18 protein-coding genes are annotated in these 23,606 nt (G+C 74.9%); 8 read left to right on the top strand and 10 right to left on the bottom strand.

Going from position 1 to position 23,606, the window contains the following annotated elements:
- Window positions 1-119: 119 nt before the first annotated feature.
- The 8 genes from ACFYS8_RS09915 to ACFYS8_RS09880 all read right to left on the bottom strand — a co-directional run bounded on the left by ACFYS8_RS09915 (window position 120) and on the right by ACFYS8_RS09880 (window position 7,951).
- Window positions 120-719 (bottom strand): RNA polymerase sigma factor, encoded by a 600-nt coding sequence (locus ACFYS8_RS09915; RefSeq protein WP_387638299.1) that lies wholly within the window; start codon window positions 717-719, stop codon window positions 120-122.
- A 107-nt stretch (window positions 720-826) separates the two neighbouring features.
- Window positions 827-1,957 carry a beta-ketoacyl synthase N-terminal-like domain-containing protein gene (locus tag ACFYS8_RS09910; RefSeq protein ID WP_387638296.1) on the bottom strand — a complete coding sequence of 377 codons (1,131 nt, stop codon included), beginning with the start codon at window positions 1,955-1,957 and terminating at the stop codon, window positions 827-829.
- Window positions 1,954-3,240: a beta-ketoacyl-[acyl-carrier-protein] synthase family protein gene (locus ACFYS8_RS09905; protein WP_387638293.1), complete on the bottom strand. Its 1,287-nt coding sequence runs from the start codon at window positions 3,238-3,240 to the stop codon at window positions 1,954-1,956. Before ACFYS8_RS09905 ends, ACFYS8_RS09910 begins: the two co-directional genes overlap by 4 nt.
- The gene (locus ACFYS8_RS09900) at window positions 3,233-3,508 is read right to left on the bottom strand and encodes an acyl carrier protein (RefSeq protein WP_387638291.1); all 276 of its coding nucleotides are present in this window, start codon (window positions 3,506-3,508) and stop codon (window positions 3,233-3,235) included. The genes ACFYS8_RS09905 and ACFYS8_RS09900 overlap by 8 nt, the downstream gene beginning before the upstream one ends.
- A gap of 53 nt (window positions 3,509-3,561) precedes the next feature.
- Complete coding sequence (locus ACFYS8_RS09895; protein ID WP_387638288.1) at window positions 3,562-4,860, bottom strand: FAD-dependent oxidoreductase; 1,299 nt, start codon at window positions 4,858-4,860, stop codon at window positions 3,562-3,564.
- On the bottom strand, window positions 4,857-5,765 hold the full coding sequence (locus tag ACFYS8_RS09890) for an alpha/beta fold hydrolase (protein ID WP_387638286.1): 909 nt from the start codon (window positions 5,763-5,765) through the stop codon (window positions 4,857-4,859). Before ACFYS8_RS09890 ends, ACFYS8_RS09895 begins: the two co-directional genes overlap by 4 nt.
- 387 nt (window positions 5,766-6,152) lie before the next feature.
- Complete coding sequence (locus ACFYS8_RS09885; protein ID WP_387638284.1) at window positions 6,153-6,962, bottom strand: ABC transporter permease; 810 nt, start codon at window positions 6,960-6,962, stop codon at window positions 6,153-6,155.
- Window positions 6,959-7,951, bottom strand: a complete 993-nt coding sequence (locus ACFYS8_RS09880; protein WP_387638281.1) for an ABC transporter ATP-binding protein — start codon at window positions 7,949-7,951, stop codon at window positions 6,959-6,961. Before ACFYS8_RS09880 ends, ACFYS8_RS09885 begins: the two co-directional genes overlap by 4 nt.
- Before the next feature lie 273 nt (window positions 7,952-8,224).
- Between ACFYS8_RS09880 and ACFYS8_RS09875 the strand changes: the two genes are divergently transcribed.
- The 8 genes from ACFYS8_RS09875 (at window position 8,225) to ACFYS8_RS09840 (ending at window position 22,335) form a co-directional block, all read left to right on the top strand.
- Window positions 8,225-8,371: a hypothetical protein gene (locus ACFYS8_RS09875; RefSeq protein ID WP_387638279.1), complete on the top strand. Its 147-nt coding sequence runs from the start codon at window positions 8,225-8,227 to the stop codon at window positions 8,369-8,371.
- A gap of 99 nt (window positions 8,372-8,470) precedes the next feature.
- The gene (locus ACFYS8_RS09870) at window positions 8,471-9,709 is read left to right on the top strand and encodes a cytochrome P450 (RefSeq protein ID WP_387638276.1); all 1,239 of its coding nucleotides are present in this window, start codon (window positions 8,471-8,473) and stop codon (window positions 9,707-9,709) included.
- Window positions 9,706-10,503 (top strand): HlyD family efflux transporter periplasmic adaptor subunit, encoded by a 798-nt coding sequence (locus ACFYS8_RS09865; RefSeq protein ID WP_387638275.1) that lies wholly within the window; start codon window positions 9,706-9,708, stop codon window positions 10,501-10,503. Before ACFYS8_RS09870 ends, ACFYS8_RS09865 begins: the two co-directional genes overlap by 4 nt.
- Window positions 10,500-12,848, top strand: a complete 2,349-nt coding sequence (locus ACFYS8_RS09860; RefSeq protein ID WP_387638272.1) for an ATP-binding cassette domain-containing protein — start codon at window positions 10,500-10,502, stop codon at window positions 12,846-12,848. The genes ACFYS8_RS09865 and ACFYS8_RS09860 overlap by 4 nt, the downstream gene beginning before the upstream one ends.
- Window positions 12,845-15,094 (top strand): ATP-binding cassette domain-containing protein, encoded by a 2,250-nt coding sequence (locus ACFYS8_RS09855; protein ID WP_387638270.1) that lies wholly within the window; start codon window positions 12,845-12,847, stop codon window positions 15,092-15,094. The genes ACFYS8_RS09860 and ACFYS8_RS09855 overlap by 4 nt, the downstream gene beginning before the upstream one ends.
- 1 nt (window position 15,095) lies before the next feature.
- Window positions 15,096-18,458, top strand: a complete 3,363-nt coding sequence (locus ACFYS8_RS09850) for a DUF4135 domain-containing protein (RefSeq protein WP_387638267.1) — start codon at window positions 15,096-15,098, stop codon at window positions 18,456-18,458.
- A 29-nt stretch (window positions 18,459-18,487) separates the two neighbouring features.
- On the top strand, window positions 18,488-20,764 hold the full coding sequence (locus tag ACFYS8_RS09845; protein ID WP_387638264.1) for a TOMM precursor leader peptide-binding protein: 2,277 nt from the start codon (window positions 18,488-18,490) through the stop codon (window positions 20,762-20,764).
- Window positions 20,765-20,817: 53 nt separating this feature from the next.
- Window positions 20,818-22,335: a SagB family peptide dehydrogenase gene (locus tag ACFYS8_RS09840; protein WP_387638261.1), complete on the top strand. Its 1,518-nt coding sequence runs from the start codon at window positions 20,818-20,820 to the stop codon at window positions 22,333-22,335.
- Between the two features lie 78 nt (window positions 22,336-22,413).
- Here the strand turns inward: ACFYS8_RS09840 and ACFYS8_RS09835 are convergent, their stop codons facing one another.
- Entirely contained in the window at window positions 22,414-23,109 is a 696-nt protein-coding gene (locus ACFYS8_RS09835; RefSeq protein ID WP_387638258.1) for a LuxR C-terminal-related transcriptional regulator, read from the bottom strand.
- A gap of 34 nt (window positions 23,110-23,143) precedes the next feature.
- A complete protein-coding gene (locus tag ACFYS8_RS09830; protein ID WP_387638255.1) occupies window positions 23,144-23,404 on the bottom strand; it encodes a hypothetical protein in 261 nt (86 codons plus the stop codon).
- Window positions 23,405-23,606: the final 202 nt, after the last annotated feature.

Genomic DNA, 23,606 nt, shown 5'->3' with positions numbered 1-23,606 from the left:
CGACGAGATCCTGGCGATCCTGGTGCGCGAGGCGCTGGCGGACGAACCCCCGGCCGCCCTGGTCGACCTGGTGGCCTCCTGGCCCCCGCCGGTCGCCCCGGCCGAGGCGGACTGACGGCTCAGCGGCGTTCCGCCCTGCGGGCGGCCTCCAGCTCCTCGGCGAGGCGGCGCAGCGCCCGGCCGCGCAGCGGGCCGACCGAGCCCCGGGCCACGCCCAGCACCCGGCTGATCTCGTCGTACCCCGGCGCCGGGTCGGCGCTCAGCAGGGTCAGCAGGGCCTGGTCGCGGGCCGGGAGCCGGCGCAGCGCGGTCAGCACCTCGGTGCGGCGTTCGTCGCGAAGCAGCGCGTGGTCCGGCGCTTCGGACTGGTCCGCGGCGGCGGCGCCGCGTTCGAACTCGGTGCTGTCGCCGATCGGCAGGTAGCGGCCGGTCCGGGAGACCTGCTTGAGGCTCTCGCGGCGGGCGCAGGTGGTCAGCCAGTCGGGGAACCGGTGGGGTTCGCGCAGGTTCGCCAGGTGCTGGTACACCCTCAGCCAGGTGAGCTGGTAGACCTCCTCGCAGTCCGCCGAGGACAGGCGGTGCGAACGGGCGATCTTCCAGACCAGCGCGGAGTACCGCTCGACCAGCGCCCGCCAGGCCGGCTGCGCGCCGGCCAGGCAGTCGCGCACGAGCTCGGCCGTACCGAGGTCGGCGGTCACGGTGGGCTGTCCGACGGACATGGGTCTCGCCTCCTGTTCCGGTGAGTTGGGGAGAAGAAGTCATCGGCGGCACCCCGGGGCCGCCGTCGCCTGCCGGGGTGCGGCGGCGGCGGCCCCGGGCCGTACGGTCAGCGCCGCAGCACCAGGCAGCCGACCTGGCCGTCGGGGGACAGCGAGGTGACCAGCGCGACGCTGCCCGCCGGGGCCTGCTCGCGCTCCCAGACCGCGAGCACCGCGGCGATCTGCACCGCGCCGCCGGCGCTGAAGCTCTCGCCCAGCACCCGCTTGGCCCGCAGCACCCGCTCCGGCAGGGCGCCGAGGACGCGGGCCACGGCCCGTTCCTCGATCCGCTCCAGGCCGCTCTGGCCGCTCGCGCCCAGCGAGAGCGCGCCGACCTCGGCCGGGGCGACGCCGCTGCGCTCCAGGGCCGACCCGACCACCCGGGCGAGGGCCGCCGACAGGCCGCCGGAGGCCACGTCCGTCCCGCCGAAGCCGACCTCGCAGGCCAGTGCCTCGGCCAGCGTCCGGCGGCCGGACTCCCGTGCGGCGTCCGCCGGTTCGAGCAGCAGCAGGGCCGCCGCCTCGCCGACCGCGGCCCCCGGGGCGAGGGCCCCGGAGCGGTGCCAGCCCCAGGCGCTCTGCGCGCAGAACTCCTCGACGCCGCCGACCAGCAGCCGGTCCGCGTGGCCCTGGCGCAGCGCGTTGCGGGCGTACTTGACGGCCTGCAGGCCCGACAGGTGCCCGCCGGCCAGGGTGGCGTTCACCCCGTGCAGGCCGTGCCGGATGGCGACCTGCCCGGCGGCGCAGTTCATCACCGTGTTCGGGAACAGGCCCGGGTTCACCAGGTAGGGCTTCTCCAGTTCGAGCGTCTCTCGCGAGTACTCGCTGGAGCTGCGGATCGAACCGGTGCTGGTGCCGAGCACCACGCCGCTGCGGGCGGTGGTGACCGGGCCGGACTCCGGGGTGCCTGCCGCGGCGACGTCCAGGGCGAGCCGGGTGGCGATCAGCGCCAGCTTGGTGGTGCGGTCGAGCTGGCGGTTGCCCTTCTTGCCGAGGAGTTCGGCGACCGGCAGTTCCGGCGCCACCCGGACCGGCCGCGGCGGCAGCGTCTCGGCGGTCACGTCCGCCGGGTCGCCGCCCGCCACCGGGGCGCCCGCCAGGGCCGCGCCGAGCGCGTCCAGGCCGAGCCCGGCGGGGGTGACCACGCCGGCCGCGGTGATCGCCAGCGGTTCGACGGCGACAGCCGTTGCCGTGGTCATGCGACCCTCCCGAAGACGGTGATGGCGTTGTTGCCGCCGAAGGCGAAGCCGTGGTTCTGGACGATCCGCGGTGAGGCCGGCCGGGCGGTGTTCGGGACGGGGTCGACGCCGGGGCCGAGGGCCGGGTCCACCTGCCGCAGGTTCGCGGTCGGCGGCAGGAAGCCCTCGTGCACCGCCATGCAGCAGATCAGCGCGCCGAAGCCGCTGGCCGCGCCCATGGTGTGGCCGATCATCGACTTCAGGGAGCTGATCGGCGGCAGCCGGTCGCCGAACACCTCGCGGACGGCGGCCACCTCGGTGGAGTCGTTGGTGCGGGTGCCGGTGCCGTGGGCGCAGACGTAGTCGACCTCCTCGGGGGTGACGCCCGCGCTGCGCTGCGCGGCCCGGATGCAGGCGGCGATGCTGGTCGGGTCCGGGTGCACCATGTGCTCGGCGTCGCAGTTGACGCTGTAGCCGAGCATCTCGGCGTAGATCCGGGCGCCGCGGGCCACCGCGTGGTCGTAGCGCTCCAGCAGCAGCGCGACGCCGCCCTCGGCGGTGAGGATGCCGGCCCGGTCCGCGTCGAACGGCCGGGACACCTCCTCGGCGAGCGCGCCGAGCCGGTAGAAACCGGCGTGCGCCCAGCGGTTCACCGAGTCGGCGCCGCCCGCGATCATGTAGTCGGCCTCGCCCGAGGAGACCTGGTCGAAGGCGTAGCCGAGCGCGTAGTTGCTGGCCGAGCAGGCCGTCGCCAGGGTCAACGCCTCGCCGGTCAGGCCGAGTTCGGTGTTGACGGCGGCGGCGATCCGCTGGGCCGGGGCGGCGGCGACGGTGCCCGGGGTGAGCGACTTCAGCTCGCCGGACACCCACTCGCCGACCAGCTGCTCGATCACCGCCGACTCGCCGCTGGTGGTGCCGATCACCGAGCCGGCCCGCGCGGCGGCGAGCTGCTCGGCGGTCAATCCGGCGTCCTCGACCGCCATCCGGGCCGCCGAGGCGGCGAACTGGCCGCTGCGGCCCCAGACTTCGGGGTCGATCCGGCGCAGCCACTGCTTCGGGTCGAAGTCGTGCACCTCACCGGCGTGGACGTGCGGGAAGCCGGTGGTGTCGAAGCTGCGGATCTCCGAGGTGGTGCGGCGTCCGGCCCGGACCGACTCGGTGAAGGCGGTGACGCCCAGGCCGGCGCTGCTGACCGCGCCGAGCCCGGTGACCACGACCCGCTGGTGGTCGGGGCGGTTGCGGGTGGGCTGCTCGCGGGTGGTCTGCTCGCGGATGGGCTGCTTGCGGGTGGTCTGCTCAGGCATCGCCGCCGCCGACCTGGTGACGGGCGACGATCACGTAGACGTTCTCCAGGCTGGTCAGCTCGACCAGGTCGTCCTGCGGGATGGCCACGCCGAGGTCGCGCTCGATCCGGGCGAGGATCTCGATGGCGAGCAGCGAGTCGGCGCCGTGGTCGTCCACGAAGTGGCTGGAGAGGGTCAGTTCCTCGGGCTCCAGCTCCAGGACGTCGAGGACGATCTCGCGGATCAGCTCGGCCTGGGCGTCGGTCAGGGTGGTGGTGGGCGTGCTCATGGCGGTGTCCTCTTCCGGGTTCGTGGCGGTGGGTTCGGGGTGGGGCGGGGCCGTCAGGCCGTCGGGGTGAGCCGGGCCGGGTCCGGCCGGCGGCTCGCCGGGGCGGGGGGCTTCTCGCCCAGGTGCCGCAGATTGACCAGCAGGGCGCGGAACATCGCCGGGACGGACAGGAACTTCAGCGGGCCGATCAGCCGGGACGCGAACAGGTGCATGTGCCGGGCGGTCACCGCGTCCCGGGCCGCGCCCGCGAACATCAGCCGCTCGAACGGGTTGAACGCCCGGCCGCTCGCGTAGTCCGAGATCAGGTGCCGGTGACCGCCGAGCTGCTTGCGGTGCCGCTTGCCGTACGCCGCGACGGCCCGGTCCACGTCGCCGCCGGCGGCCAGCACCGGGCCGACCGCGTCGGCCAGCCAGGACGCCGACTCCAGCGCCCAGCCGCAGCCGACGCCCCACAGCGGGTCGCTGGCCATCGCCGCGTCACCGATCAGCGCCAGGCCCGGCGACGCCGGACGGCGGCTGAGCAGCGGGTAGTTGACGGTGCCGATGATCTTCGAGATGCGGGTGGCCCGGTCCACGTCGGGGGCGTCCGGCAGGTTCCGGACGAAGTCCAGGTAGGCGCCCTCCAGGTCCTTCTTGAACTCCGGCAGCTTCTTCCGGTCCGGGATCACCGCGACGACCGTCACGCCGTCGTCGTTCGGCATCGCGTACGCCACGTCCGGCTCCAGGAACCAGCACTGGGTGATGCCGCCGGCCAGCTCCAGGTTCTCGAAGTGCGCGAAGTAGCTGAACCGCTGGTTCTCCACGGTCTTCACCGGGATCCCGGCCAGCCGCGCGGTCGCCGAGTCCTTGCCGTCCGCGCCGACCACCAGCCGGGCCCGCAGCTCGAACTCCCGCTTGCCGTCGCTGACCCGGACGCCCGCGGTCCGGCCGCCCTCGTCCAGCACGCCGACCACGGTGTGGCCCAGCAGCAGGTCCACGCCCGGGGTGTCCGCCGCCGCCCTGCGGATCAGCGGGTCCAGGGTCTGCCGGCGCATGTTGTACGCGTACGGCAGCTCCTTGCCGTCCGGGCCCGGGCTCGGGTGGATCCAGCCCCAACGGGTCCACCAGCGTGCCTCGTTGCGTATCGCACCGGCCGACTTCAGGGTCTCGATCAGGCCCAGCCGCTCCAGCACCGGGAAGGCGTTGGGCTGCAGGTAGTGGGTGCAGAGCACCTTGTACGCCGACATGTCGGAACGCCGTTCCAGCAGCGCCACCCGGGCGCCCTGCCGGGCCAGCAGCACCGCCGCCGCACAGCCGGCGACGCTGGCGCCGCTGATCACCACGTCGTACTTCTGCTCGGTCGCGAGTGTCATGCGCTGATCGCCTCCTCGATGCGGATCCGTTCGGTGGTGGGGTCGGTGAGCCGGTCGCCCTCGAAGCCGATGCCGAGACAGCCCAGGAAGGTCAGCACCTCGGCGGCGACCTCCTCGGCCTGCTCGACCTGGCAGAAGTGGCTCAGCCGATTGCTCTGATGGACCGTCAGGTCACTGATCCGGGACCGGAGTTCACGGACCGCGGCGGGGGGCGCCGACATGTCCTTGGTGCCGCTGATCAACTGCACCGGCACGGTGATCCGGTCCAGCGTGAGGCCGGGGATGCGGGCGAGCATCGCGTAGAACTGCAGGAAGCCGTGCGGCTCGACCCGGTCCCGGATCCTGCGCTGCATCAGCTCCAGCAGCTCCGCGTCCAGCCGCTGCGCCCGCGGGCCCAGCTGCACCGACATGCCCTCGGTCAGCACCCGGCGGAAACGGGTCACCGCCTCGGTGAAGTACTCCGGGTCCACCGCGCGGTCGTGCGGCCGGTAGACCGGCGCGACCAGCACCGCCGGCGCCTTCACCGCCGGGACGTCCCGGGCCAGCAGCTCCAGCAGCGAACTGGCGCCGAACGAGTGCGCCACCAGCGCGGTGGCCGGCTCCTCCAGCAGCTCCAGCGCCCGCTCCAGCCAGACCGCGGAACTGCCGTGCTCGGTCCACGCGTAGCTGGAACCGGCCCGCCAGGGCAGGTCCAGCGCGCTGAGCCGCAGGCCCGGCGGGATCAGCGCGGCGAGCCGCAGCCAGGTGTCCCAGTTCTCCTCGAAACCGTGCGCCAGCACCACGTGCGGGGCGTCGTCGGGGGCGCCGGGGCGCTCCCAGATCCGCAGCGACTCGCCGCCGATGATGTGGTCGGCCGACAGTGCCCAAGGTCTGTGGCGGGGGGATCCCCGCCGCGTTGCATACACGTCCCATCACTCCTCGGCATCGTGATGATGAAGGTCCGCCGGGAGTCGGGCGGGGGACCCGGCCTCCCGGCGCCTCCACTGTCTGCCGAGGGGCCCGGGGCTGAGGAGGTGCTCCGGCCACCGTTTCCCGGCGGCGCGCGGTAGGGGGCGCACACCGGGGGCAGGGCGGCGCAGGGCAGGGCCCGGGGTGGGCCCTTGTGCGCGGGGCGGGGGCAGGTGTGGTCCGGCCACCGGCCACCGGCCCGCGGTCGCGCGGGTATGCCGACGGCCCGCCGCGTCCGGAACTCCCGTACGGCGGCGGGCAGTTCGCGGCGGGGCGGGCCGGGCAGTTCGCGGCGGGGCGGGTCGGTCGGTTGGTCGGGCCGGTCGGGTCGGGGAGGGGCGGGGTCAGCCGCGGCGGGGCTCCCAGCGCAGCAGGCGGCGGGAGAGTGCGAACGACGCGGCCAGCCAGGCGGCCAGCAGCAGCAGCGACGGGGCGGCGGACGTCCAGCCGTGCAGCAGGTCCAGTTCGCGCAGCGGGCCGCCGGACCAGCTCTCCGCGCCGAACTCGCGGCCGAACCAGGCGGTGCGCAGCCCGCGGACCACCGGCGACAGCGGCAGCGCGCCCGCCGGGCCGTGCAGCCAGTCGGGCAGCGCGGAGATCGGGGTGAACACGCCCGCCCCGAACATGCACAGCACCAGCACGGGGGTGGCCACCAGCGGCGCCGTCTCGGTGGTCGGGGTCAGCCCGGAGAGCGCCACCGCCAGCACCGAGAACAGCAGGTAGCCGCCGAGCAGGGTGAGCAGCAGCAGCGCCGGATCGGCCGGCAGTGGCGCACCGAACCAGCCCACCGCGACGCCCCCCAGCACCAGCGCCTGGATCAGCACCACCACCGCGCCCGCGCCCAACTGCCCGGCGAGGACGGCACTCGGCGGGCACTCGGTGCCGCGCAGCCGCTTGAGCACCAGCTCCTCGCGGCGCGCCACCACGCTGCTCAGCAGGTTGACGAAGGACGTGACCAGCGCCAGCCCGAGCAGCCCGACCGCCACGTACCCGGCGGCGTTCACCCCGCCGATCCACTTGCCGCGCAGCGGCGCCGCGATCAGCAGGTTGAGCAGCACCGGCAGCAGGAACCCGATGAAGGTGGAGCGCCGGTTGCGCCAGAACACCTTCCAGGAAAGGCCGAACTGACCCTTGGCGTACGCGAACCAGCTCATCGGGACGCTCCCTCGGCGACGGCGTGGTGGTGGGCGGCGTGGTGCTGGCCGGCGTGGTGGTGGTGGTCGGCGCGGTGGTGGTCGGCCATGGCGAGGAAGACGTCCTCCAGGGAGCTGGAGCGCACCTCCAGGCCGTCGAGCTCGATGCCCTGGGCGGCCGACCAGGCGTGCAGCGCGGCCAGTGCGGGCGCCGAGCGGGGCACCCGGTACACCGCCCGTCCGTCCGTCAACGACGGTGCGGAGCCGAGCAGTTCGGGGAGCGCGGCGAGCGGGCGGCCGGGCGGCAGCGGCAGGGTGATCAGGTCGCCGCGGCCGGACAGCACCTCGTCGACGGTGCCCGCGGCGGCGATCACGCCGCCGTCCATGATGGCCACCCGGTCGGCCAACTGCTGGGCCTCCTCCAGGTAGTGGGTGGTCAGCACCACCGTGGTGCCGGCCGCCCGCAGTTCCTCGACCAGCTGCCAGGTGGTGCGGCGGGCCTCCGGGTCCATGCCGGTGGTGGGCTCGTCCAGGAACAGCAGCTCGGGGTCGTTCAGTACCGCCAGCGCCAGGTCCAGCCGGCGGCGCTCGCCGCCGGACAGCTGGCCGACCCGGGTGCCGGCCTTCGGCTCCAGCGCCACCCGGGCCAGTACCTCGGCGGTGGGCCGGGCCCGGCTGGTGAAGGTGCGCCAGCAGTCGACGGTCTCCTTGACCGTCAACTCCTGGAAGAACCCGCCCTCCTGGAGCATCGTGCCGGTCCGCCGGCGCACCCGGGCGCCCGCCGTGAACGGGTCCAGGCCGAACACCCGGACGGTCCCGGAGGTCGGCGGGTGGTAGCCCTCCAGCACCTCCAGGGTGGTGGTCTTGCCCGCGCCGTTGGTGCCGAGCAGAGCGAACAGCTCACCGCGGGCGATGGCGAAGGAAATGCCGCGCACCGCCTGGTATTCGCCGTAGCTGCGCCGCAGATCCACTACCTCCACGGCCGGGGAATTCTCGGAAAGAGGTGTCATGACTGCAGCGTGACGGGTGCGCGCGGTTATCTGCAAGTAGCGCATCGTCGCAGGTCGGAGTATGTGCAAAATGTCATCCAGGGCGGTGACATTTACGCTCCCGGGAATCTGACATCTCCTACTGCACAGGCTTTCGCGGCCCGGCCATAGTTGAGACATCGCCGAGAGCGGAACCGGAGAAAAGCGAAACCGGGAAAGCGAAAGGCGGCAAAAGAAAACCGAGGCGACCGACCCGAGAAGCGGGCCGGCGCCGCGAAACAGAAGGAGATTCCCATGGCGCAGAACGAGATCGAGAAGGACGAGCAGTTCGACATCGAGGTCGAGGAGCTGGACACGGTCAGCGGCGGCGCGGCCTCCTCGCTGATGTGCATGGCCTGCCCGGTGTCCTGCTTCAGCTCGGTGGTGCTCGAGTCCGAGTAATTCGGGATCTGTGCGGGGGTGGTCCGCCCCGGCGGCCCACCCCCGCACCCACCCGGCCCAACCCCGTTGCCCCACCGTCGGATTGAAGGAGAGCCGGGCATGGACAGCCTCCGGCACGAGCTGATGCGGTTCATCCAGGAGCCCGCCGCTCAGCAGGACCCACCCGCGCTCTACCGCAGGCTGCTGGCCGAGGCGCCCGTCCTGGACCTCGGCCCGGCGTACGTGGTCTCCGGGCACCAGGAGATCCTCGCCGTCCTGATGAACCCCGGCACCAACGTCGACCCGACCAGCGTCGGACTGCCCCGGGCGGGCAACACCGCGCTGATCAAGGTGATCGACCGGATGCTGCCGATGCGCGACGGCGCCGACCACACCCGGCTCAAGCGGCTCGCCACCGCCGCGTTCAGCCACCGCCGGCTGGAGCAGATCCGCGAGCGGATCGAGACCACCGCCGCCCGGCTGCTCGCCCCGCTGATCGACGCCGGCTCCTTCGACCTGGTCGCCGACCTCGCCGTGCCGCTGCCGGTGGCGGTCTCCTGCGCCATCCTGGACATCCCCGACGCCGAGCACGACCGGATCACCGGCTGGGCCGCGCTGATCACCCGCTCCTTCCTCGACCCGTTCGGGGCCGGGCCGGGGGCCGCCGAGCTGGACGCCGAGTTCGCCGAATTCCGCGCCTACGTCGAGGAGTTGTGCGCCGAGCGGGCCGCCAGGCCCGGGGACGACCTGATCTCCCGGCTGACCGTCGCCCGCGACCAGGGCCGGCTCGACACCGAGGAACTGCTCGCCTTCGTGGTGATGCTGCTGGCCAACGGCCTGGAGACACTCACCGCCGGACTGGCCGTCGCCGCCTGGGAGTTGATCCGCACCCCCGGCCTGGCGGAGCGCGTTCGCACCGAACCCGCCTTCGCCGCCGCCGTGTTCGACGAGGCTCAGCGCCTCGGCAGCCCCGTCCGCGCCAGTGCCCGGGCGCTGACCCGCGAGATCGCCCTCGGCGGCAGCGTGATCCCGGCCGGCCGGGTCGCCGTGCTGCTGTACGCCGCCGCCAACCGCGACCCGCGGCGCTTCACCGACCCCGACCGCTTCGACCCCGACCGCGCCGAGCGCCAGCACCTCGCGTTCGGCCACGGACCGCACCACTGCCTCGGCGCCCCGCTCTCCCTGATCGCCGGCGCGGCCGTCCTGCGCGGACTCGCCGAGGCCGACCTGACACGGGAGTTGAGCACCCCGCTGACCGACGCCACCGCCCGCCGCCACGAACAGTTCGCCTTCGGCGGCATCCGCGAACTGCCGGTCGAATGCCCGCTGCGCGAGCCCGCGCTGGGGGTGGCGGCATGAGCACCGTGACGGAACCCCAGGACACCGCGGCCACCGAGCGCTCGCAGGCCGCCGTCGCCGCCGCGCGGGCCGCCGCCGTGCTGGAACCCGGACTCGACCAGCCGGTGCGGCTGGTCGGCGCGCGGCTCCGGCTGGCCGGCATCGCGCTGGCGCTGGCCGTCGGCGCGGGCGCGGGCTGGGCGGTGTGGGGCAGCCTGCCGAACGCCATGACGGTGCACGCCGTCCTCGCGCACGGCACCGCACCGGTGCGGGTCTCCGCGCCGCACGGCGGCAGCGTGGCCGCGTTCCTGGTCCGCCCGGGCCAGCCGGTGACGGCCGGGCAGGCGCTGGCGCGGCTGGCCGGCCCGGACGGCACCACCGAACTGACGGCCCCCGTCGCCGGCACGGTCAGCGCCCTGCTCGCCGCGCCCGGCGCCCAACTCGCGACCGGAGCGCCGGTGCTGGCCCTGGACCCGGCCGACGCGCCGGCCACCGTCCGGCTGGTGTTCGACAACCCGAAGGACGCCGCGAAGCTCAGCCCCGGCCGGCCCGTCCTGGTACCGGTGCCCGGCGGGGGAGCGGTGCAGGCGGTCGTCGACCGGATCGACCCGCTGCCCGTCCGCGCCGACACCCTCGACGGCACCCTGCCCGTCGCCGTCCCCGGCCTGCCCACCGGCTCCGCCCCCGTCTGGGTGGCGTACGCCCGCCTGCCCCAGGACGTCCCGCTGGCCGACCCGCTGGCCGTGGACGTCCGGGTCGACCTCGGCAGCCGCCACCCGTACCAGGCCGTGTTCGGGAAGGAGGCCACCCGATGAAGCCCACCGCGGTCAGGACCGTGGAGCCGCCCGCGGCGGCCGAACGCGAGACCACCAGCGGCCCCGCGCCCGCACCGAAGCCCGGTCGGACGTCAACCGCCAAGCGACGCAAGCACATTCGCACGCCCGTGGTCCCGCAGATGGAGGAACAGGACTGCGGCCCCGCCTGCCTGGCAGTGGTGCTGGGCGCGTTCGGACGACGGGTGACGCTGCACGAGGCGTCGCGCGCCTGCGGGGTCAGCCGGGACGGGGTGAGCGCGGCATCGGTGGCGCGCGCCGCCGGGCGCTACGGGCTGACGACCCGGGGGCGCCGGGTGGTGCGCGGGGACGACCGGCTGGCGGGGCTCGGCGCGGTGCCGGTGCCGTCGATGGTGCTGATGACCGGCCCGCACTACGCGGTGTTCGAGGGCATCAAGCGCGGCCGGGTGTACGTCAACGACCCGTCGCTGGGCTCCTACTCGGCCACCCCGGCGGAGTTCTGGGCCACCTTCGCGGGTATCGCCGTCGGCTTCGAGCCCGGCCCGGACTTCGAACCCGGCGGACGCCGCTTCCCGCTGCTGCGCGCCCTCGCCGCCCGCATGCGGCCGTACGCCTGGCCGCTGCTGGTCGCGGTGCTGGTCGGCATGGTGACGACGGTGCCGGGCGTGGGTGGCGCGTTCCTGCTGCGCACCTACCTGGCCGCCGTGGTCAACGGCGGCGCGGACGGCTGGGCGGTGCCGCTGACCGCGGCCGGCCTGTCCGTCGCGGGGCTGGTGCTGGCCGGGAACTGGCTGCGCTCGGCGATGGTCAACCGGGTGCTGGAGGCGATGGCCGCGAGCTCGTCCGCCGCCTTCCTGTGGCGGATGCTGCGGCTGCCCGGCGCGTTCTTCCACCGGCGGCAGCTCGGCGGACTGGTCACCCGGGTGCAGCTCAACGACGGCCTGGCGAACCTGCTGTCCTACCGGCTCGCCGGCGCCGCGTCCTCGCTGGCCTCCGCCGCCGTGCACCTGACGGCACTGGTCTGGCTGGCCCCGAAACTCGCCGCGATCCCGGTCGCCGTCGCGGTGCTGGACACCCTCGCGCTGCGCTCCGCCGACCGGCGACGCGGCGGCCTGATCCACCGGCTGCACGGCGAGAACCACAAGCGCGACGGGGTGGCGTTCGCCGGGGTGTCGGCGATCGAGACGGTCAAGGCGGAGGGTGCCGAGGACGCGCTGTTCCGCTCCTGGGCGGGCTGGCAGGCCCGCGCCGCGCACACCGGCCAGCGGGTCTCCGACGCCGTCCTGGTGCCGCTCTCGCTGCCCGGCGCGCTCAACTCGGCCGCCGCCGCCGTCACACTCGTCGCCGGCACGGTGCTGCTGCTGGCCGGATCGCTCTCCTTCGGCACCCTGCTGGCGTTCCTGCTGCTGCTCAACGGCTTCCTCCTGCCGGTCTCCCAACTAGTCGGCACCGGAGCCGAGTTCACCATCGCCAGGGCGCAGAACGCACTGCTGGAGGACATCTCGACCAGCGAGGTCGACCCGTACCTCGCGCCGGTGCTCGACAGCCCCGCCGAACCCGTCCGGCTGCGCGGCGAACTCGAGCTGCGCGACCTGGAGTTCGGCTACGACCCGAACCGGCCGCCCGCACTCTCCGGCATCTCGCTGCGGATCACCCCCGGCGAGTGGGTCGCCGTGGTCGGCGCCTCCGGCAGCGGCAAGTCCACGCTGGCCCGGCTGGCGGCGGGCGTACTGCGCCCCTGGAAGGGCGCGGTGCTGCTCGACGGGCGCCCCCGCGACGACTGGCACCGGGGCATCGTCACCGGCCAGATCACCTACGTGGAACAGCAGTTGAGGCTCTTCGAAGGCACCGTCCGGGAGAACCTGACGCTCTGGGACCCGGCCGCCGACGAGGACGCCCTGCACCGGGCCCTCGCCGACGCCGAGGCCGCCGACCTGGTCCGCCGCCGCGGCGGACTGGACGCCCCGATCGACGAGGACGCCCGCAACTGGTCCGGCGGCGAACGCCAACGCCTGGAACTGGCCCGCGCGTTGGCCCTCGACCCGGCCCTGCTGGTGCTCGACGAGGCGACCAGCGCACTCGACGCGCACACCGAGGCAGCCGTCAACGAGCACCTGCGCCGGCGCGGCGTCAGCTGCCTGCTGCTGGCCCACCGGATCAGCACCATCCAGGCCGCCGACCGCGTCGTGGTGCTCGCCGGGGGCCGCATCGTCCAGCAGGGGCCGCCCGCAGAACTCGCCGAACAGGACGGCCCGTACCGGGAGTTGCTGCGCGAGGCCGAAGCGGACGACACCGCCGAGATCGCCGAGACCACCGCCACCGACACCACCGAGAACCGCCCCGCCCGAACGGAGGAGCAGGCATGAGCACCGCCACCGCCGCCCCCCGGGGCGGGACACAGACCGCCGCGGCGGACACCGAGCGCGACCCGGCGACCCGGGCCGACGCCACCGCGGCCGCCAACCGGACCGCACTCGCGGACGCGTTGGCCGCACTGGGAACCGCCGCCACCACCCGTCCGCACACCGTCCCGCGCCGCGGCGAGAGTTCGCCGTTCGCGCCGCGCCACCGCGCGGACCAGGCGCGGGACGTGCTGCGGGCGCTGGGGGTGGACGTTCCCGAGGAGATCCCCGCCGCCGTGCGGGACGCCGCCGATCCGGTCACCGCGCTGCTGCGCCGGGCCGGGGTGCGCTGGCGTCCCGTCACGCTGGACGGCGGGGACGAACGCGGCACGGCCGGTCCGATGGTGGCGTTCGCCGCCGAGGACGGCCGGCCGATCGCCCTGATTCCCCGGGCCGGACGGCACCGCCGCCTCGACCCGGCCTCCGAACGCCCCAAGAAGCGTCCGGAGTTGAGCCGCCAGGCGCTGCTGCTGTACCCGCCGCTGCCACCGGGGCGCCCGACCCCGGCAGTCCTGCTGCGCTTCGTGCTCGCCGTGCCCGGTGCCCGCCGGGACGTGGCGGTGCTGGGCGTGGCGGGGCTGGTGTCGGCGCTGCTCGGCCTGCTCGTCCCGCTGTCCACCGGAGTGCTGCTGCCCGGCCTGCTGCTGGCCGATCGGCACCCGGTGCGCTGGCTGGCCGTGCTGCTGGGCTCCGCGGTGGTGGCGTCCTGGCTGCTCACGCTGGTCCGCAACACCGCGGCCGTCCGGCTCACCAGCCGGGTGCAGAACGCGCTCGAACCCGCCGTCTGGGACCGGCTGCTGGCCCAGGACGCGCGGTTCTTCCGCGACTTCACCACGGGTGATCTGGTGCACCGGGCGAACGCGGTGGCGCAGGCCCGGCAGGTGCTCTCGGAGGGGCTGGTGGGCGCCGTGCTGGGCGCGGTGTTCGCCGTCACCGGCCTGACGGTGCTGCTGCTGGTGGACTGGCGGCTCGGCGGGCTGCTGCTGCTCGCCGTGCTGGCGGTGACGGCCGGGCTGCTGCTGCTCGGCCGTCACCGCCAGGAGCACGAGGCGCAGGTGTTCGCGGCCCACGGGCAGCTCCAAGGGGTGCTGTACGGGCTGCTGTTGGGCATCGACAAGATCCAGACCGCGGGCCGTGAGATCCAGGCGTTTGCTCGCTGGGCGGCCCCGTTCGCCGGGCAGAAGCGCGCCGACGCCGCCGCGATGCGCTCCGACGCGGTGGCCGGCGCGCTGACCACCGCCCTGCAGCCGCTGCTGCTGGCCGTGCTGCTGGCGGGAGCGACGTTCGGCCCGGGCGCCACGGCCGGGCACCTGATGGCGTCGGGTGTGGCGATCGGCCAGGTCGCGCTGGCGCTCGGCCAGGTCACCCACGCGGCGACCAGCGCGTACGGCATCGCCCCGGTGCTGGAGCGGCTGCGGCCGATCCTCGCCGAGCCGGCCGGCGCGGCCGCCGACCGGTCCGGCCGGCTCGCCGACCCGGGCCGCCTGAAGGGGCAACTCGCCCTGGACGACGTCACGTTCCGCTACCCGGGCCATGCCGCGCCGGCCCTCGACGGGGTGTCGCTGCGGGCCGAGCCGGGCGAGTTCGTCGCCGTGGTCGGCCCGTCCGGGGCGGGCAAGTCCACCCTGATCCGGCTGCTGCTCGGCTTCGAGCAGCCCGAGTCCGGGGCGGTCCGCTACGACGGCCGCGAACTCGCAACGCTGGACGCCCGGTTGGTGCGCCAGCAGCTCGGCTCCGTGCTCCAGCACGGCCGGATGCTGCGCGGCTCGCTGCTGGACAACCTGGCCGGCGCCGACCCCGACATCGACCAGGACCGGATCTGGCAGGCCGCCGAACTGGCGGGCATCGCCGAGGAGTTGCGGGCCCTGCCGATGGGCCTGGGCACCCGCGTCGGCGAGGACGCGCAGGGCTTCTCCGGCGGCCAGGTGCAGCGCCTGCTGCTGGCCCGCGCCCTGGTCCGCGACCCCGCCGTGCTGCTGCTCGACGAGGCCACCTCGGCCCTCGACAACACCACCCAGCAGCGGGTCGCCGACGCCGTCGCCGGACTCGACCGCACCCGCCTGGTGATCGCCCACCGACTGAGCACCATCCGCACCGCCGACCGGATCTACGTGCTGGACGGGGGCCGGGTGTCCGCCGAGGGCACCTACCGCGAACTGCTCGGCACCGACCCGCTGTTCACCCGCCTCGCCCGTTTCCAGGAGATGTGAGATGTCGCTCGAACTGCAGACCTGGCTCCGCACCGCCGGAAGTCCGGGCCCCGACACCCCCGTTGCCGCCCTGCTGCCCGAACTCCCCGGCGCCGACGCCAGGTTGAGGGAGGTGATCGCCGCCGCCGCGAGCTTCGACGAACGCGCCGCCGCCCGCGACGACGGGCAGGCGCTGTTCACCCCCGACCCGGCCGAGGACCGCCGCAGCCGCGCCGCCGCCGTCGAGACCTGGCTGAGCCGCGCGGCCGGCGACCGGCGCTCCGCCGGCGTGCTGCTGGAACACCTCGCCGAGACCGGCCGCCCGCTCGGCGAGGGCCTGCGCCGGGTCCGCCTCGCCGACCCGGAGAAGCTGCCCTCCTGGGCGCACGCGCTGGGCGCCTTCCTCCGCGCCCAGCCTGCCCAACCCGCCACCGCCCCGGGCGCGTTGACCGCCGGTTTTGCCGCCGCCGCCGACGCCCTGCTGCCCACCGGCCCCGGCGGCATCCTCGGCGTCCCGGTCACCGGCGCGGCCCGCGCCGACCTGGCGAAGACCCTGACCCGGCGGCTCACCGAAGCCTGCCACCTGACGTTCTGCCACGAGTTCCAGCTCGCCACCGGCCGTCCGCGCGCCACCGACTGGGACACCGAGGGCGGCCTCGACGCCTCCGCCACCGGCTGGCTGGCCCGCCTGGAGCGGCTGCCCGCCCTCGCCCACCTGGTGGGCACGGTCTGCCGGCAGTGGCAGGAGATGTACACCGAGCTGTTCGCCCGGCTCGCCGCCGACCGCGAGGAACTCGTCGAGAGGATGTGGCACGGCACCGACCCGGGCGCCCTGACCGCCGTCCGTGGCGACGCCGGCGACCGGCACGCCCAGGGCCGCTCGGTGGCGCTGCTGCACTTCGAGCACGGCGCCGGCGTGGTCTACAAGCCCAAGGACATGCGGCACGCCACCGCCTTCCTCGGCCTGGTCGAGCGCCTCAACTCCGAACTGTCGCTGGACCTTCCGCTGCGCACCGTGGTGCTCCGCTCGGACCGCGGCGACGACGGCCACGGAGCCTCGCTGAGCACCGACTGCTCCGGCGACTACGGCTGGGAGCAGCTGGTCCCGGCCCGCCCGTGCGCCGACCGGGAGGGCTTCGCCCGGTTCTACCGCCGGCTCGGCATGACGATCCGCCTGGTCCAGCTGCTGGAGGGCCGCGACCTGTGGGCGGACAACCTGCTCGCCGACGGCGAGCACCCGGTCCTGGTCGACCTGGAGTGCCTGCTGTACCCGCGGGTGCAGGACCCGCCGGCGCTGTCGGCCGCCCAGCACAGCCTGCTGGACGAGCTGGAGACCACCGTGGTGCGCACCTCGATGGCCTTCCTGTCCTGGACGCCCCCCGGCCACACCGAGGCCGTCGACATCGGCTGCCTGTCCCGGGTCGGCAGCCAGGAGAGCGCCCCCGGCGTGCCCGTCCTGCCGCTGCCCCCGTACCGCCCGGTGCACGACGGGCGGCCCGCCGACCCGTGGCAGTACACCGACCAGGTGGTCGACGGCTACCGCGAGATGCACACCGTCCTGCACCGCCTGCGCGGCGAACTCGCCGACCCCGAGGGTCCGTTGAGCGGCTTCCGGGGGGTCTGGGTGCGCTACATCTGGCGGCACACCTGGGACGGGTACAAGATCCTCCGGGCCTCCACCAGCCCGCTCGCGCTGGACGACGGCGCGACCCGGGAGACCGTGATCGCCGGCGCGCTGCGCGGGGCCGTCGCCGCCCGGGCCGGGAAGGCCGCCCGCGGCGACCTGCTGGAGGTGGTGCTCGCCGAACTCGACTCCTTCCGTTCCTTCGACATCCCGTTCTTCCGCTCGCTGACCACCTCCTCCTCGGTGTTCACCGCCGACGGCCGGGAGATCCCCGGACACTTCCGGTCCACCGGCTGGAAGCGCCTCCAGCAGCGGATCGCCGAACTCGACGGCTTCGACCTGGACGCGCACGTCGCCATCCTGTCCGGCTGCGTGGACGCCGCCCGGGCCGGCACCGAACAGACCCCCGCCCGGGCCGGCACCGAACAGACCCCCGCCCGGGCCGGCACCGAACAGACCCCCGCCCGGGCCGGCACCGAACAGACCCCCGCCAGGCCCACCCGCCCGACGCCGCACGCTGATCCGGCAAGATCGGCCGGACAGGCCCGCGCCGCCGAACCGCCCACCCCGGGCGAACTGCTGGCGCAGGCCACCGCGCTCGGCGACCGGATCCTCGCCGACCGGCGGTCCACCGGCTGGCTCGGCCAGAGCTGGTACCCGGGTACCGGCCTGCGGCAGATCGAGGCACTCGGCCCCGACCTGGTGTCCGGCACCCTCGGCATCGCCCTGCTGTTCGCCGAACTCTGGTCCGCCACCGGCGAACCGCGCTTCCACCGGGCCGCGCACGGCCTGCTGTCCGAGGCCGCCGCGGTGATCGACATCGAGGATCCGCGGGCCTTCGTCTTCGCCTCCGACCCCCGGCTGGCGTCCGGCGCGCCCGTCCCCGGCGGCTTCGCCGGACCCGGCGCGATCATCCACGGGCTGGCCCGCGGCGGACTGCTGCTCGGCGAAGGCGAGTTCCTGGCTGCCGCGCAGGCCCTGGTCCCCGGCGCGCTCGGCGTCGCCGAGTCCGTCTCCGACCGGCCCGGCCGCCCGCGGACGGCCGCGCCCGCCGACGCCTCGCTCGGCACCGCCGGCCTGCTGCTCAACCTGCTCCGGCTGCGCCGCGCCGCCGGCAGCGGCCACCCCGACACCGACCGGGCGATCCGCGCCCTGGCCACCCGGGCGACCGGCCAACTCGACGACGAGGCACCGGCGTTCGACTTCCGTGAGCTGGTCCCCGGCGGCACCGACTCGATCGCCGCCGCACTCGCCCGCACCGTCGCCGAGGCCCCCGCGCTGCTCGCCGACCCCGAGGCCGTCCGGGCCCGGCTGCGCGAGCACCGCTTCGCCACCGGCACCCGGGCCGGCCGCCTGGCCTGCCTGGACACCGCCGTCTCGCTCGGCGCGGACGCCGTGGACGGCGCCGACCTGGCCGCGCTCGCCCCGCCCGTCACCGGCCCCGAACTGGCCGCGCTCTCCGGCCGGGCCCTGCTGTCCGCCGCCACCGAGGCGCTCACCGCCGCCGAGGCCGGCCTGATCCACACCCTTCCGGAAGGCGCCGAGGCGCTGCTGCCCGGCCCGTTCTACGACGGCCGGGAAGCCGCCGCCCTGATGGCCCGCGAACTGATCACCCGGCACCGCGTGCACGGCACCTGGTTCCCCGACCGGGCCATCGACGACACCGTCAACCTTGGCGCGCTGGACGGCACCGTCGCCGTCGGCCTGCTGCTCCTTCGCGTGCACGACACCTCCGCCGCCCCGCTCGCCACCCTGCGCTGACCGCGCCACCGCTTCGAGGAGTACCCGTCATGTCCGAACTCATCGGATTCAAGCGCCAGTTCACCCCGTACGTGGTCGACGGCGAGGCCGTCTACCTGGTCTCCGAGCGCGGCGTCTCGGTGGTCGACGGCAGGCTCGCCCAGGCCCTCGCCCCGCTGCTGGACGGCACCCGCACCGCCGAACAGATCGGCGCCGCCCTCGACGGCGTCGTCCCCGCCGACAAGGTCGACGCGGGCGTCGGCAAACTGCTGGCCGGCGGCTGGCTCACCGCCGCCGACCCGGACACCGACCGCCCCGGCGCGGCCTTCTTCGAAATGGCCGGGCAGGACGGCGACACCGCGATGGCCGCGCTGCGCAGCGCCCGGGTCCGCATCGAGGTCCACGGCGACGTGGACACCGCGCCGTACCTGGCCGCACTGACCGCCGCCGGCGTGACGGTCGACCAGGACGCCGAGTTCACCGTCGCCCTCACCGAGGACTACCTGCACCCCGGCCTCGCCGAGCGCAACCGGCAGGCGCTCGCCGACGGCCGCCCCTGGCTGCTGGCCCGCCCGGTCGGCTCGATCGTCTGGGTCGGCCCGGTGTTCACCCCGGACGTGCCGGGCAGCGAGGGTACGGACGGTTCGGGCTGCTGGGAGTGCCTGGCGCACCGGCTGTCCGCCAACCGGCAGTCGCTCAGCTACCTCCAGCACCGCCTCGGCCAGGACGAGCCGATCTCCACCGCCGGCGCCCACCTGCCCGCCACCCTGGCCCTCGGCACCCAGCTCGCCGCCCTGGAGACCACCAAGTGGCTGGCCGGCGCCCGCCCCGCGCAGGCCGCCGTCACCACCCTGGACACCGTGCTGCTGGAGAGCGAGAAGCACACCCTGGTCCGCCGCCCGCAGTGCACCGCCTGCGGCGACGACGCGACCGTGACCCGACGCCAGCTGGAGCCCGTCCGCTTCGAGCCCCGCCCGAAGGCGTTCACCGCGGACGGCGGGCACCGCTCCGCCTCGCCCGAGGACATGCTGGACAAGTACCGCCCCCAGCTCAGCCCGATCACCGGCGTGGTCACCACCCTGGTCCCCGCCGCCCACACCCCCACCGGCCTGCGGGTGTACATGTCCGGGCAGAACCTGTCCCGGCAGGCCGGCAGCCTCCGCCAGCTGCGCAGCGGCCTGCGTTCGAACAGCTGCGGCAAGGGCCGCACCGACGCGCAGGCCCGGGCGTCCGCGCTCGGCGAGGCCATGGAGCGCTTCTCCGGCGTCTTCCAGGGCGACGAGGCCCGCCGCCTCGCCACCTTCGCCGAACTCGGCGACGCCGCGATCCACCCCGAACGCACCCTGCTGTACTCGGCGAAGCAGTACGCCGAACGCGAGCAGTGGAACGCCAAGCAGTCGGCGTTCCACATCGTCCCCGAGCCGTTCCGCACCGACGACCCGATCGAATGGTCCCCGGCCTGGTCGCTGACCGAGCAGCGCCACCGCTGGCTGCCCACCCAGGCGATGTACTACGGCTACCGGCACAGCGGCCGGTTCTACGCCGCCGGCGACTCCAACGGCTGCGCCGCCGGCACCTCCTTCGAGGACGCCGCGCTGCAGGGCTTCCTGGAACTCGTCGAACGCGATGCGGTGGCCCTGTGGTGGTACAACCGCGTGCAGCGCCCCGGCATCGACCTGGACGCCTTCGGCGACCCGTACATCGACCAGCTGCGCGAGGTCTACCGCGGACTGCGCCGGGAGATCTGGGCCCTCGACCTGACCGCCGACTTCGGCATCCCCGTGGTCGGCGCGTTCTCCCGCCGACTCGACGCGAAGCCGGGCTCGGGCACCAACGAGGACGTGCTGATCGCCTTCGGCGCGCACCTCGACCCGCACATCGCGCTCACCCGGGCGCTCACCGAAATGAACCAGTTCCTCGGCCCCGTCGCCGGCGACGAGCACGGCCGGGTCAGCTACGCGGGCGCCGACCGCGACCAGAAGGCCTGGTGGACCACCGCCACCGTCGCCAACCAGCCCTACCTGCTGCCCGACCCGAACGCCCCGCGCTCCACCCCCGCCAGCTGGCTCCCGCTGGCCGGCGCCGACCTCGCCGACGACCTGGCGCTCGTCCAGCGCATCGTCGAGGACCACGGCATGGAGTTCCTGGTCGCCGACCAGACCCGCCCCGACGTCGGCCTGCCCGTCGCCCGGGTGATCGTCCCCGGCATGCGGCACTTCTGGGCCCGCTTCGCGCCGGGCCGGCTCTACGACGTCCCCGTCCGGCTCGGCTGGCTGGACACCCCGACCCCGGAGAGCGCGCTCAACCCGATCCCGATCTTCATCTGACCGAAGCGCGGGGCAGCCGGGCCCGGCTGCCCCGCCCATCCGGGGAGGTACCCATGACCGTCATCGAACACCTGCCACCCGCCCCCACCACCGGGGACCACCGCCCGCTGCGCCGCCTGCTCCGGCTGCGCCCCGAGGTCGACGTCACCGCCCAGGGAGCCGACGTCGAACTCACCCACCCGTGGGGCCGCCAGCGCATCCACGCCCTCGGCGAGCGCACCGTCGCCGCACTCGCCGAACTCACCCGCACCGACGCCGACCTGGACGAACTCGCCCTCGACCAGGTCCGCCTGCTCAAACTGCTCGAACGCTTCCCGTACCTGGTCAACACCACCGTCACCGACCCGCTCGGCGACCCGCTGGCCACCGCGGTACCCATCGCCCGCTCCGCCGACCTGCCCGGATTCGCCCGCCCCACCGGACAGTTGGTGCTCTCCCGGTTCGCCTACCTGCGCCGGCTGCCGGACGGCCACGGCGAGTCCTGCGTCCTCGAATCGCCGATGGCACCGTTCCGGCTGGTCCTGCACCGGGCCGCCGCCGGCGCCTTCGTCACCGCACTCAGCACCTCCCGCACCGCCGAGGACGCCGCACTGCTCGCCGGAATGTCCGCCGGCGAGGGCGAGGCACTCGCCGGACTGCTGGCCGGCGGCGGCTTCCTGGACGCCGGACAGGGCGCCGAAGCCCCGCTCTGGGACTTCCACGACCTGCTGTTCCACGCCCGCAGCCGTCCCGGCCGGCACGACTACCCGTCCGGCGGCGTCTTCGCCCACCAGGACGTCACGCGACTGCCCGTCGTCTCCGGCCCCGGCACCCGCGAGGAGGGCACCGGCATCGAGCTGCCGATCCCCGACTGGGACACCGTGGTCGCCCGCGACCCCGCCCTCAGCGAGGTCCTGGAGGGCCGCCGCTCGGTCCGCGCCTACGCCGAGACCCCGGTGACACTCGACCAACTCGCCGAACTGCTCTACCGGGTGGCCCGGGTCCGCCGCATCATCCCCGGTGACCCCGCCGACCCGCACGGCTACGACGGCGTCGACCGCCCCTACCCGGCCGGCGGCGCCACCGGCGAACTCGAGATCTACCTCTCGGTGGTCCAGTGCGTCGGCCTGGAACCCGGCGTCTACCGCTACGACGCCGCCGCGCACCGGCTGCGCCCGCGCCCGTTCCAGGACCCCGGCGAGAAGGCCGCGTTCAGCGAACTCATCACCGCCGCCTGGCGGGCCACCGCCTGCATCGTCGAACCGCAGGTACTGCTCACCGTCACCAGCCGGTTCGGCCGGCTGTCCTGGAAGTACAGCCAGATCGCCTACGCACTGACCCTCAAGCACGTCGGCGTGCTCTACCAGACCCTCTACCTGGTGGCCACCGCCATGGGCCTGGCCCCCTGCGGCCTCGGCTCCGGCGACACCGACGCCGCCGCCCGCGCCCTCGGCCTGGACTGGGCCGCCGAATCCTCCGTCGGCGAGTTCCTGATCGGCAGCCGCCCCGCCGACCTGCCACGCACCGCGCACGGCTTCGCCGACGTGGTCTCCGCCGCCCGGGCCGGGGAGGGACTCGGCGGGAACTTCTGACACAGGCCTGTACGCACGCACGCCTGCGACCCGTCAGCGGGAATCTGACGGGTCGTCGGCGGGTCCGTTCATGGGGTGTTACAGCCAGCCGCACTCGCGGGCGATCCGGATCGCGTCGCACCGGTTGCGCGCCCCGGTCTTGGCGATCGCCGCCGACACGTAGTTGCGCACCGTCCCCGGCGACAGCGACAGCGCCACCGCGGCCTCCTGCACCGTGCTGCCCTCGGCGATCTCGCCCAGTACCGCGAGCTCCCGGCGGCTGAGCGGACCCGGCTGCCCGGTGGTCCGCACCACCTCCAGCACCAGCCGCGGGTCGTACACCCGCCCGCCGCGGGCCAGTTCACGCACCGCCGCGATCAGCGCCGGCGCCTGCACGTCCTTCAGCAGCACCCCCGCCGCGCCCTCCACCAGCGCCCGCCGCGCCTGCGCCGTCCGCGGCAGGGCCGGTACCAGCAGCAGCACCGCGGTGCCCGGCGCGGCGTGCTGCAGGCGCCGCGCGGCGGCCGTCGGATCCGGCTGCTCCTCGTCCACGCCGAGCACCGCGACCGCCGGGCGCACCCCGGACGCCGCCGCCGCGGCCTCCTCTCCGCCGACCGCCTCGGCGACCACCGCGAGGTCCTCCTCCCGGTCCAGCAGCGCCCCCAGCCCCGAACGGAACAGGTGGTGCCGGTCGGCCAGCAGCACCCTGGTCGGGCTCGCCGCCGCTGCCGCGGCGAGCGGGAACTGGTGGGGCAGGGCCCGCTGCACCAGCGGGCGTTCCAGTGCGGTGGTCATCCGGACGCCTCCCCGGCTCTGCCGCCCGGCCCGATCAGCCCCAGCCCCAGGTGTCGTTGTGCGGCGGCTCGGTCGAGGTCGGGCTGCCGGACGGCGCCGGGGTGGGCGTCGGCCCGACCACGATCACCTGCGCACCCGCGTCGGTCGGCGGCTGCGGACCGCCCGCGACGGTGCCGTCCGCCGTGACCACCGCTCCCGGCCGGCTCGGCCCGGCCGGCTCCGCGGCGGTGGCGATGCCGCCGACCACCATCGCACCCAGAGCGGCAATCGTGACAAAACGGATGTTCAGCGTCATGGGAGTGCCCGATCCTCTCGCGTTCGGCCGATCCCCGGGCTGCCGCCGGGGAAGTGTGGTGAACCGCCGTCAGGTCTCCGGTGCGATCCGCGGCCCCCGCCGGGGGCTGCTCCCGCGGTCTCGCACCGCCGTCCTGCCGACATCACCAAGAGTGGCCCGGACGGCACCCCCGCGTCAGCACCCGGAGCTGGCACCAGAGTGC

The sequence above is a fragment of the Kitasatospora sp. NPDC004615 genome, from assembly GCF_042873545.1.
Classification (GTDB): Bacteria; Actinomycetota; Actinomycetes; order Streptomycetales; family Streptomycetaceae; genus Kitasatospora.
The sequence above is the reverse complement of the archived record's forward strand: the minus strand, read 5'-3'. Positions and strand labels throughout refer to the sequence as shown.

Excerpts from the sequence above, each read along its gene's own strand:
- ACFYS8_RS09915 (WP_387638299.1), bottom strand. The coding sequence starts at position 719 with ATGTCCGTCGGACAGCCCACCGTGACCGCCGACCTCGGTACGGCCGAG.
- ACFYS8_RS09885 (WP_387638284.1), bottom strand. The coding sequence starts at position 6,962 with ATGAGCTGGTTCGCGTACGCCAAGGGTCAGTTCGGCCTTTCCTGGAAG.
- ACFYS8_RS09905 (WP_387638293.1), bottom strand. The coding sequence starts at position 3,240 with ATGCCTGAGCAGACCACCCGCAAGCAGCCCATCCGCGAGCAGACCACC.
- ACFYS8_RS09875 (WP_387638279.1), top strand. The coding sequence starts at position 8,225 with ATGGCGCAGAACGAGATCGAGAAGGACGAGCAGTTCGACATCGAGGTC.
- ACFYS8_RS09830 (WP_387638255.1), bottom strand. The coding sequence starts at position 23,404 with ATGACGCTGAACATCCGTTTTGTCACGATTGCCGCTCTGGGTGCGATG.
- ACFYS8_RS09850 (WP_387638267.1), top strand. The coding sequence starts at position 15,096 with ATGTCGCTCGAACTGCAGACCTGGCTCCGCACCGCCGGAAGTCCGGGC.
- ACFYS8_RS09870 (WP_387638276.1), top strand. The coding sequence starts at position 8,471 with ATGGACAGCCTCCGGCACGAGCTGATGCGGTTCATCCAGGAGCCCGCC.
- ACFYS8_RS09900 (WP_387638291.1), bottom strand. The coding sequence starts at position 3,508 with ATGAGCACGCCCACCACCACCCTGACCGACGCCCAGGCCGAGCTGATC.
- ACFYS8_RS09860 (WP_387638272.1), top strand. The coding sequence starts at position 10,500 with ATGAAGCCCACCGCGGTCAGGACCGTGGAGCCGCCCGCGGCGGCCGAA.
- ACFYS8_RS09910 (WP_387638296.1), bottom strand. The coding sequence starts at position 1,957 with ATGACCACGGCAACGGCTGTCGCCGTCGAACCGCTGGCGATCACCGCG.
- ACFYS8_RS09840 (WP_387638261.1), top strand. The coding sequence starts at position 20,818 with ATGACCGTCATCGAACACCTGCCACCCGCCCCCACCACCGGGGACCAC.
- ACFYS8_RS09865 (WP_387638275.1), top strand. The coding sequence starts at position 9,706 with ATGAGCACCGTGACGGAACCCCAGGACACCGCGGCCACCGAGCGCTCG.
- ACFYS8_RS09845 (WP_387638264.1), top strand. The coding sequence starts at position 18,488 with ATGTCCGAACTCATCGGATTCAAGCGCCAGTTCACCCCGTACGTGGTC.
- ACFYS8_RS09880 (WP_387638281.1), bottom strand. The coding sequence starts at position 7,951 with ATGACACCTCTTTCCGAGAATTCCCCGGCCGTGGAGGTAGTGGATCTG.
- ACFYS8_RS09835 (WP_387638258.1), bottom strand. The coding sequence starts at position 23,109 with ATGACCACCGCACTGGAACGCCCGCTGGTGCAGCGGGCCCTGCCCCAC.
- ACFYS8_RS09895 (WP_387638288.1), bottom strand. The coding sequence starts at position 4,860 with ATGACACTCGCGACCGAGCAGAAGTACGACGTGGTGATCAGCGGCGCC.
- ACFYS8_RS09855 (WP_387638270.1), top strand. The coding sequence starts at position 12,845 with ATGAGCACCGCCACCGCCGCCCCCCGGGGCGGGACACAGACCGCCGCG.